At 55.7% G+C, this 8970-nt stretch carries 9 protein-coding genes and 1 pseudogene; 8 read left to right on the top strand and 2 right to left on the bottom strand.

Annotation, left to right across the window (positions count from 1 at the left end):
* Nucleotides 1–16: 16 nt before the first annotated feature.
* Entirely contained in the window at nt 17–838 is an 822-nt protein-coding gene (gene cobB / locus C0557_RS09200; RefSeq protein WP_208658229.1) for a Sir2 family NAD+-dependent deacetylase, read from the top strand.
* A 33-nt stretch (nt 839–871) separates the two neighbouring features.
* Here cobB and C0557_RS09205 read toward each other — a convergent pair whose 3' ends face one another.
* Both C0557_RS09205 and C0557_RS09210 read right to left on the bottom strand, forming a co-directional pair.
* Complete coding sequence (locus tag C0557_RS09205; RefSeq protein WP_208658230.1) at nt 872–1834, bottom strand: sugar-binding transcriptional regulator; 963 nt, start codon at nt 1832–1834, stop codon at nt 872–874.
* A gap of 35 nt (nt 1835–1869) precedes the next feature.
* Nucleotides 1870–2664, bottom strand: coding sequence for a triose-phosphate isomerase (locus C0557_RS09210; protein WP_208658231.1), 795 nt, complete (start codon nt 2662–2664; stop codon nt 1870–1872).
* Between the two features lie 240 nt (nt 2665–2904).
* Between C0557_RS09210 and pdxA the strand changes: the two genes are divergently transcribed.
* The 7 genes and pseudogenes from pdxA to C0557_RS09245 form a co-directional block, all read left to right on the top strand.
* Nucleotides 2905–3912, top strand: a complete 1008-nt coding sequence (pdxA, locus tag C0557_RS09215) for a 4-hydroxythreonine-4-phosphate dehydrogenase PdxA (protein ID WP_208662866.1) — start codon at nt 2905–2907, stop codon at nt 3910–3912.
* A 28-nt stretch (nt 3913–3940) separates the two neighbouring features.
* Nucleotides 3941–5659, top strand: coding sequence for a four-carbon acid sugar kinase family protein (locus C0557_RS09220; protein WP_208658232.1), 1719 nt, complete (start codon nt 3941–3943; stop codon nt 5657–5659).
* An 85-nt stretch (nt 5660–5744) separates the two neighbouring features.
* Entirely contained in the window at nt 5745–6767 is a 1023-nt protein-coding gene (locus C0557_RS09225; protein ID WP_208658233.1) for a 2-keto-3-deoxygluconate permease, read from the top strand.
* Nucleotides 6767–7135, top strand: a complete 369-nt coding sequence (locus C0557_RS09230) for a PTS glucitol/sorbitol transporter subunit IIA (RefSeq protein WP_208658234.1) — start codon at nt 6767–6769, stop codon at nt 7133–7135. Before C0557_RS09225 ends, C0557_RS09230 begins: the two co-directional genes overlap by 1 nt.
* A gap of 15 nt (nt 7136–7150) precedes the next feature.
* Nucleotides 7151–7609, top strand: a complete 459-nt coding sequence (gene rpiB, locus C0557_RS09235) for a ribose 5-phosphate isomerase B (protein WP_208658235.1) — start codon at nt 7151–7153, stop codon at nt 7607–7609.
* A gap of 11 nt (nt 7610–7620) precedes the next feature.
* On the top strand, nt 7621–8571 hold the full coding sequence (gene tal / locus C0557_RS09240; RefSeq protein WP_208658236.1) for a transaldolase: 951 nt from the start codon (nt 7621–7623) through the stop codon (nt 8569–8571).
* A 20-nt stretch (nt 8572–8591) separates the two neighbouring features.
* A pseudogene (locus tag C0557_RS09245) lies at nt 8592–8970 on the top strand (transketolase); the annotation flags it as partial.

Raw genomic sequence — 8970 nt, forward strand, 5'->3', positions numbered from 1 at the left:
ATCCTGAGAGGATGCCATGCAATCGCGTCGTTTACATCGTCTCAGCCGTTTTCGCCGTAACAAACGCCACCAGCGCGAGCGGTTACGCCAGCGAATTTTCTTCAGAGACAGAGTGGTACCGGAACTGATGGAAAAACCAAGAGTCGTCGTCCTGACCGGAGCGGGCATTTCTGCCGAATCCGGCATTCGTACTTTTCGCGCCGCCGACGGGCTGTGGGAAGAGCATCATGTGGAAGATGTGGCAACGCCGGAAGGTTTTGCCCGCAACCCGCAACTGGTGCAGACGTTTTATAACGATCGTCGTCGGCAGTTGCAATTGCCGGAAATTGTGCCGAACGCCGCGCACCTGGCGCTGGCGAAGCTGGAACAGGCGCTGGGCGATCGTTTCCTGCTGATCACGCAAAATATCGATAACCTGCATGAACGCGCTGGCAACAAAAACATTATCCATATGCACGGTGAACTGCTGAAAGTGCGCTGCTCGCAGAGCGGGCAGGTGCTGGAGTGGACCGGCGATGTCACGCCTGAAGATAAATGCCACTGCTGCCAGTTCCCCGCGCCGTTGCGCCCGCATGTGGTGTGGTTTGGCGAGATGCCGCTGGGCATGGACGAAATCTACAACGCGCTGGCGATGGCCGATGTCTTTATCGCCATTGGCACCTCCGGGCATGTTTACCCGGCTGCCGGGTTTGTCCACGAAGCGAAACTACAGGGTGCGCACACCGTTGAGCTGAACCTTGAACCGAGCCAGGTCGGCAGCGAGTTCGAAGAGAAACACTACGGGCTGGCAAGCGAAGTGGTGCCGAAGTTCGTGGAAAAATTGCTGCAAGGGCTGTAACGGTAAAACCTCTCCCCGGCCGGGGAGAGGCATTCATAGCGCTTTTTGCAGATTAATCACCGTGCGCGCATTCGACGCGCTGGTCGCCAGCACATCAATCACTCCGGTACGCAGCGCGCCAAGAATGGCGGTGGCTTTGGTACTTTCTGACGCAATGGCAATCACGCAGGGAATGGTGCGCAACTGTTCCAGGCTCAGACCAATCACCCGATCGTTCATCACCGTATCCACCGGTGTGCCCTGAATATTAAAGAAGCTGTAGCCTGCCAGATCGCCCACCACGCCCTGTTCCTGACGGGCCGTAATGATCTCCTGCGGCGTAAACCATCCCAGTTGCACCATAAAGCTGTTTTCGTTCATATCGCCAAGACCGATCAGCGCGACATCGGCTTTGCTGGCCTGCTCCAGCGTGGCTTTAATTAAGCGGTTCTGGATAAAGGCTTCGCGCAGCGCAGGCGTTTCGACATAGGCGGGCGCGTAGAGTGTCTCGCTGAAACCGTTGAATTTGCGCGCCAGATTACGGCTGATATGGTCGGCATCAATCAGTTGTCCGTCGCGTTTGGTGCCGCCGATGCCGCAGATAAAGTGGCAGGAGCGCTCCGGGAAAATCCCCACATGGTTAGCGACAGCGGCGACATTCCGCCCCTGGCCCACGGTGACCGTCATATCATTTTTCAGAATGGTCGCCAGGTAGTTGCTCACCAGCGCCGCGACCTGCTGGCGCTGCTCATCTTCATCGTGGTGATCCAGCGCAATCAGCGCCCGTTTTACGCCAAAATGCTGAATGAACTGTTGTTCAATCTGTGAACTAAAGACCGGATGGTATTTGACGTTGATTTCAACGATCCCCTCCTGGCGCGCTTTTTTCAGCAGCCTGCCGACTTTAATCCGCGAGATGCCAAACCGTTGGGCTATCTCTTCCTGCGTCTGCTCCTGCTCGTAATACGCTACGGCAATTTCCGTTAACAGTTCATAATCAGAGTCTTGTTCAGCCATCGTATTATTTTTCCATTCCCGATATCGCCCTCATACTACTGCGCTTTGTTGATAAAATCCTGCACTACACGCCGTACAATCGCGCAGTAACCGTCCGCCGTCCAGGCGGCACGACCAATAAATAAACCGTCGATATCGTCTTGCGTAACCAGTTCGGCGCAGTTTTGCAGATTGACGCTGCCGCCGTAGAGCAGCGGTACCTTTTGCCCGGCATCATGGCCGTATAATGTGCACAGCGCCTGACGCAGCGCATGGTGGATCGTCGCAGCCTGTTCCGGCGTCGCGGGCGTGCCGTGTTCACCAATCGCCCAGACAGGTTCATAGGCAATTAACGTCTGCTGCGCCTGTTCAGCGCTAACGCCAAAAAGGGCAATTTTCATCTGTCGCGTGACGGTTTCAACTGAGACGCCCCAGCGCTTTTCATCCGCGCTATCGCCAATGCATACCAGCGGGCGCAGGCCGTGGCGCAGTGCCGTATGTACTTTGGCATTCACTGCTGCATCACTTTCATTGAACGCGCCCCGGCGTTCCGAATGGCCCATCTCAACCAGCGTTGCGCCTGCTTCAACCAGCATGCTGGCGGAGATTTCTCCCGTCCATGCACCATGCTCCTGCTGGTGCATATTCTGCGCGCCTGTCAGGCAGGGCAACTGGCGCGTACGGAAGAATTCGCTGACCGGATGGAGAGCGGTAAAGGCCGGAATAAAGAAGGGTTGTACCTGCGGATGCAGCAGTTGAGGTAACTGGTCGGCCAGGCTTTCGCAGTAGGCCATCGCTTCCGACAGCGGTTTGTTCATTTTCCAGCTCGTGCCGATCATCAGGCGTTTCATCTTTGCATTTCCTTGTTAATCAGTGATCTGTGCAGCCAGTTATGCGCCATTCAGGTCAATTTGAACATTTATTCATTGCATGAACATATGTTAGATCACACTTTTGCGATGAAAAAATGTGCGCGATTTTTTCTGTGATCTCTGTCACTCATCACTCGCAGGACATCGGGTAACGTTATGTTCATGTGATTAAGTAGTGAACATATGAACAGTCGAGATTAACCACAGAGAGGTCCGATGATGTCTGTAGATAAAAAACCCGTTGTAGCTGTCACCATTGGCGATCCGGCCGGGATTGGCCCGGAAATCACCGTTGCTACCCTGATGGACAAAAGCGTCTACGACGAGTGCAAACCGTTTCTGATTGGCTCAGTGCCTATCATTCAGCGGGCGATGAAAATCCAGGGCTGCGACTTTCCGATCAACAAAATCACCCATCCGGATCAGGCGAAGTTCAGTTGGGGCACGCTGGATGTGCTGGAAACCGGGGATTACGACTGCGACAACATCGTCTGGGGCAAAGTGCAGCAACTGGCGGGCAAGATGTCGCTCGATTATGTGATGAAATCCATCGAGCTGGGTATGGCGGGGGCGATCGACGTCGTTTCGACTGCGCCAATCCATAAAGAAGCCATCAAGCTGGCAGGTTGTAAACTGCCGGGCCACACCGAAATTTATCAGGTCGAAACGCGTTCCGATTACGGTCTGACCATGTTCCATGTGCACAACCTGCGCGTGTTCTTTGTTAGCCGCCATATGGCGCTGAAAGACGCCTGCGACTACGCCAATAAAGAGCGCGTGCTGGCCTGCGTGCAGCAGATCCACCACGAGTTCAGCGCACTGAACATTCAGAACCCGCGCATCGCGGTCGCAGCACTCAATCCGCACGGTTCCGATAACGGCCTGTTCGGTCATGAAGAAGCGGATAACCTGATCCCGGCAGTGAAAGCCGCGCAGGCGGAAGGTATCAACGCCATTGGCCCGGTTCCGGCCGATTCTGTTTTCCATTTGGGCAAACTGGGTAAATACGACGCCATTCTGTCGCTGTACCACGATCAGGGGCATATCGCCTGTAAAACCCTCGATTTTGAACGCTCGATCACCATTACCTTTGGCCTGCCGTTTATGCGCAGTTCCGTCGATCATGGCACCGCGTTTGATATTGCCGGCACCGGGAAAGCGGGCACGGTCAGCATGCTGGAATCCACGCTGGTCGCGGCGCGTTACTGGAAAATGAAACAGCAGTAAGGCGTCGTCAACGACTGAGGAGCAGAGAATGGAAAACTATCTGTTAATTAGTAAAGGCAGCAAAGGGTGGGGCGGGCCGTTGAAGGTCTCGCTCGACCAGCCGAAGAAGATCGCCTATATCACCGGGGGCATTCGCCCGCCGGTGGTTGACCGGCTGTGCGAACTGACCGGCTGGCCCTCGGTGGACGTGTTCAAACACGGCGAACCGGCGGAAGCGGAAATCGGCGTGATGGTCATCGACTGCGGCGGTACTCTGCGCTGCGGCCTGTACCCGAAACGCGGCATTCCAACCATTAACCTGCATCACACCGGAAAAAGCGGCCCGCTGGCGGAGTATATCCACGAGGAGATCTATGTCTCCGGTGTTACGCCCGCCGGGATCGAACGAGTCTATCCGTCGGGCATGGGCGACAAACTGGGCATTGTGGCCGATGATTTGACCGGGGCGACAACGGTAGGCGTGCTGCTGGCGCGCAGTGGCTTAAAAACGGCGGCATTCTTTGATACCGATTCGTTCGCCCGCAACGAGGTGGAATACCCGGCAATGGTGGTGAGCAGCGACAGCCGCCCGTTACCAAAAGCGGAAGCCCAGCAGCGGGTCAGCGCCGCGGTACAGCAATTGAAAGCACGCGGGGCGCACTACTTTACCAAACGTATCGACACCACGTTGCGCGGCGGCATTGGCTATGAAATCGATGCCATGTTGGCGCTGTTGCCGCAGGAGACGATGGCGGTAATGGTACCTGCGATGCCGCAGTCGCGGCGTATTCTGGTCGGCGGCTATTCGGTTATCGATTCCGTCGCGCTCTCCTGTACCGATGTGGCGCGCGATGTGCGTACCCCGGTGACCGAGTCCTGGGTGCCGGGGCTGTTGGCCAATCAAACCCAGCATCATGTTGGCCACATTGCGCTGTCGCAAGTGATGCAGGGCGAAGGGGAGATCCAACAGCAACTGCTGGCGCGGCAGCAGGAAGGGATGCGCGTGATTGTGGTGGATGCCATCACGCTGGACGATGTGGATGCCATCGCCCGCGCGATCGTGGCGCTGAACTGGAATGTACTGGCCGTGGATCCCGGGCCGTTTACCGAACGGTTGGCGGTGCATCGTGGGTTGATGCGTGAAGAGAAACGGCTGGCCCAGCCGTCATTGCCCAGAAATGCGCAGCGCGGCTCGGTGGTGATCGTCGCAGGAAGCGCTACGCCGGTGACGAAAAAGCAGTTGAGTTACTTAATTGCCCATGACGATCGGGTGTGTCATATCCCGGTGGATGCGGAACTGCTGGTGGACAGAAAGAATGCCGCCGAAATTGAGATCAACCGGATTGTGCGGCAGGCGCAGCAGTGCGTCACAACGCATAAAAATGCACTGTTTGTTTTTGAGTCGGCGCTGACCGGCCGTTTGCTGGATCTGCAGGAAGAGGAGCAGCGCTTCAATCTCGATCACGGTCAGGCGGCGGAAAACATCAACAAAGGCCTCGGCAATATCGTCAAAGAGATGCTGAATTGCGCGTCGGGAGAGATTAAAGGGTTGTATATGACCGGCGGCGATACGATGGTTAATGTGCTGAAAGAGCTTGGTGCCACCGGTATTGAAATGATCGACTACGTTATTCCGCAGACCGATATGGTTCGCATTATCGGTGGGGAATATGCCGGGCTGGTTTGCGTGGGCAAAGGTGGACTTACCGGGCCGGAAGAAATTATTAGCACTATTGTTGAACACATTTATAAAGAATCACTGCAATAACAAATATAACAATATGCGACGCGAACATGGTTCGGGCAGTGCGTCGTGATTTATTCACTCTTGTATCCTGTATGCGAGTTACCCTATGAACATTAATATTTTTGACAAAATGAACAAAGTGCCAGGCGGTCTCATTATTATTCCGCTGGTGGTGGCGATTCTTATTAATACTTTTGCACCTCAGGCATTAAGTATCGGTGGCCCGACAACGGCGTTATTTAAAGTCGGTTCCAGCGCCATGATGGGCATATTTCTGTTAATCTGTGGCACCTCGATCAATATTCGCCAGGCCGGGCTGCCGCTGTATAAAGGTGCGGTACTGTTAATTCTCAAATGCATCGCCGGGGCGCTGGCGGTGTGGGCGGTCGGCTCGATGTTTGGCCCGGTCGGTTTCCTCGGTATCTCAACGCTGGCGTTTGTCGCCTGCCTGACCAGCTCCAACAGCTCGCTCTATATTGCGCTTTGCAGTAATTACGGCGATGCCAGCGACGCTGGTGCCATTTCGGTGTTCTGCGTGAAAGATGGCCCCTTTGTCACCATGATGGTGCTGGGCGTTAGCGGACTGGCGAATATCCCCTTTGCCGCACTGTTATCGATGCTGATCCCGCTGTTGATCGGCATGTTGTGGGGCAACCTTGACGAACGTTTTAAGCAGCTTTGTGCCTCAGCACAGCCGCTGGTAATCATTATCATGTCGTTTGCCATCGGCGCGAACTCCAGCATCAACACGGTGTTCACCGCCGGACTGTCGGGCATTGTACTGGGGATTATCTCCGCCTTTACCGGCATCCTTTTCTACTTCCTCTACAACCTGTTCCTGAAGAAGAAAACCGCGCTCGGCGCGGCGCTCGGCACCACCGCAGCCAGTTCAGCGTTAACCCCCGCCATGGTTGCGCAGGCCGATCCGTCACTGGCTGTGTACGTTGATGCCGCCACGGCGCAGCTCGCAACAGCCAGCATTATTACCATGTTAACGGCGCCGGTGCTGGTGGCCTGGTTCGATAAGCGCCTGAAAGCCCGCGCGTCGGAGGTGGTCGAGGTGAAAGCACCGTCGGCGCAGGAAAAACCGCTGCCGCTGTCATCGCAGGTAAGTAAAGGAAATAAATAATGACGTTTCCGGTGTACCGGCTGGAGGTCACGCAGGTCGGCGAATTTGTTGCGCAGTATTTACAACAGGATAAATTAATTTTATTTGCTGAGCCGGTACCTACGGATATTGCAGAATATTGTGCAGTGCACCGGCCGGGTAAATTTAATGGCGTATTATTACCCGGCCAGAAAGTAACGATTAATTCACTGATTTATCGAATTACGGCTGTGGGCAGCGTTGCTACGGCAAATTTAAAACAGCTTGGCCATATTACATTGCATTTTGACGGGGCGATTAGCGCCGAATTACCCGGCATGGTTCATCTGTGTGGCGCAACGCCAGCGACGATTCGCCCCGGCGATCAGATTTGTATTTACCGTGAATAATTTGAGGATACTATTATGAAAACAATCGCCATTGGTGCAGATGATGCCGCCTATGCGTTTCGCGATGCTATCGTTAATTATCTGACAGAGCAGGGGATGGCTGTCGTTGATTACAGCAGCGATAAACGTCAGGGCGCGAATTATTATCCCGATGTTGCCCATGATGTCGCGATGGCTATTAAGCAGGGTGAACACGATCGCGGTATTTTAATTTGCGGTACCGGAATCGGCATGAGCATTGTCGCCAATAAAGTGCCCGGCGTACGCGCCGCGCAGTGCCACGATACTTTCTCCGCCGAGCGGGCGCGCAAAAGTAATAACGCGCAAATCATCACGCTTGGCGCACGCGTGATAGGGGCTGAACTGGGGAAAAAGATTATCCAGGCATGGCTGGAATCCGAATACGAAGGCGGCGGCTCTGCGGCAAAAGTGGAGCGCATTGATTACTACCAGAACCAGCATGCCAGAGACTGAACGGAGCCGCTATGAACCAGTTAAACGCCTTAAAAGAGATGACGGTGGTGGTGGCAGACACCGGTGATATCGAGTCGATCAAGAAATTCGCCCCACAGGATGCGACGACCAACCCGTCGCTGGTACTGAAAGCCGCACAGCTACCTCAGTACCAGGCGCTGATTGCCGATGCCATTGGCAAAGCGCGTCGCCAGGGCGGCAGCGCCGAAACCCAGTTAATCAACGCCTGCGATCAGGTGGCAGTGGATATCGGCACCGAAGTGCTGCGCCACGTGCCGGGACGCATTTCGACCGAAGTGGATGCCCGCTTTGCCTGGGATCGCGGGATGTGCGTGACCCGCGCCCGCAAACTGATTCAGCTCTATCAGGAAAACGGCATCGCGCCGTCGCGCATTCTGATCAAGCTGGCGGCGACCTGGGAGGGGATCCGCGCCGCAGAGGAACTGGAGCGCAGCGGCATTAACTGCAACCTGACGCTGTTGTTCTCTTTTGCCCAGGCGCGCGCCTGCGCCGAGGCGGACGTCTTCCTGATTTCACCGTTTGTCGGACGCATTTACGACTGGTATCAGAAAAACGCACCGCAGGCACCCTACGACGCGGAAAACGATCCCGGCGTCAAATCGGTGCGTGAGATCTACCAGTACTACAAAACCCACGGTTACGAGACCGTGGTGATGGGAGCGAGTTTTCGCCGTATCGAGCAGATTCAGGCGCTGGCGGGCTGCGACCGCTTGACCATTTCACCGGCGCTGCTTGATGAACTTGCTGCCTGCGACGCAGCGCTTACTCGCCAGCTCAACCCCGGCTGCGTCAGTGAAACGCGCCCCAGCCCGATGAGCCAGGCGGAATTTCTCTGGCAGCACCACCAGGATGCGATGGCGGTAGAGAAACTGGCCGAAGGTATCCGGCTGTTCGCCGCCGACCAGTTGAAGCTGGAAACGATGATCCGCCAGATGCTCTGAACCGCCTGTAAGGATAAAAAATGAACACAGCAAATGAACGGCGCCGCTGCGCCAATGCATTACGCGCGCTCTCCATGGACGCGGTACAGAAAGCCAAATCCGGTCACCCGGGAGCCCCGATGGGTATGGCGGACATCGCCGAGGTCCTGTGGCGTGATTTTCTGAACCACAACCCGACGAATCCGGCCTGGGCCGATCGCGACCGCTTTGTGCTGTCCAACGGCCACGGTTCGATGCTGATTTACAGCCTGCTGCACCTCACCGGCTATGACCTGCCGATGTCCGAACTGCAGAACTTCCGTCAGCTGCACTCGAAAACCCCGGGCCACCCGGAAGTGGGTTACACCGCCGGTGTGGAAACCACCACCGGTCCGCTGGGGCAGGGTATTGCCAACGCCG

Origin of the sequence: Kosakonia sp. MUSA4 (genome assembly GCF_013085925.1) — a bacterium.
GTDB lineage: Bacteria > Pseudomonadota > Gammaproteobacteria > Enterobacterales > Enterobacteriaceae > Kosakonia > Kosakonia sacchari_B.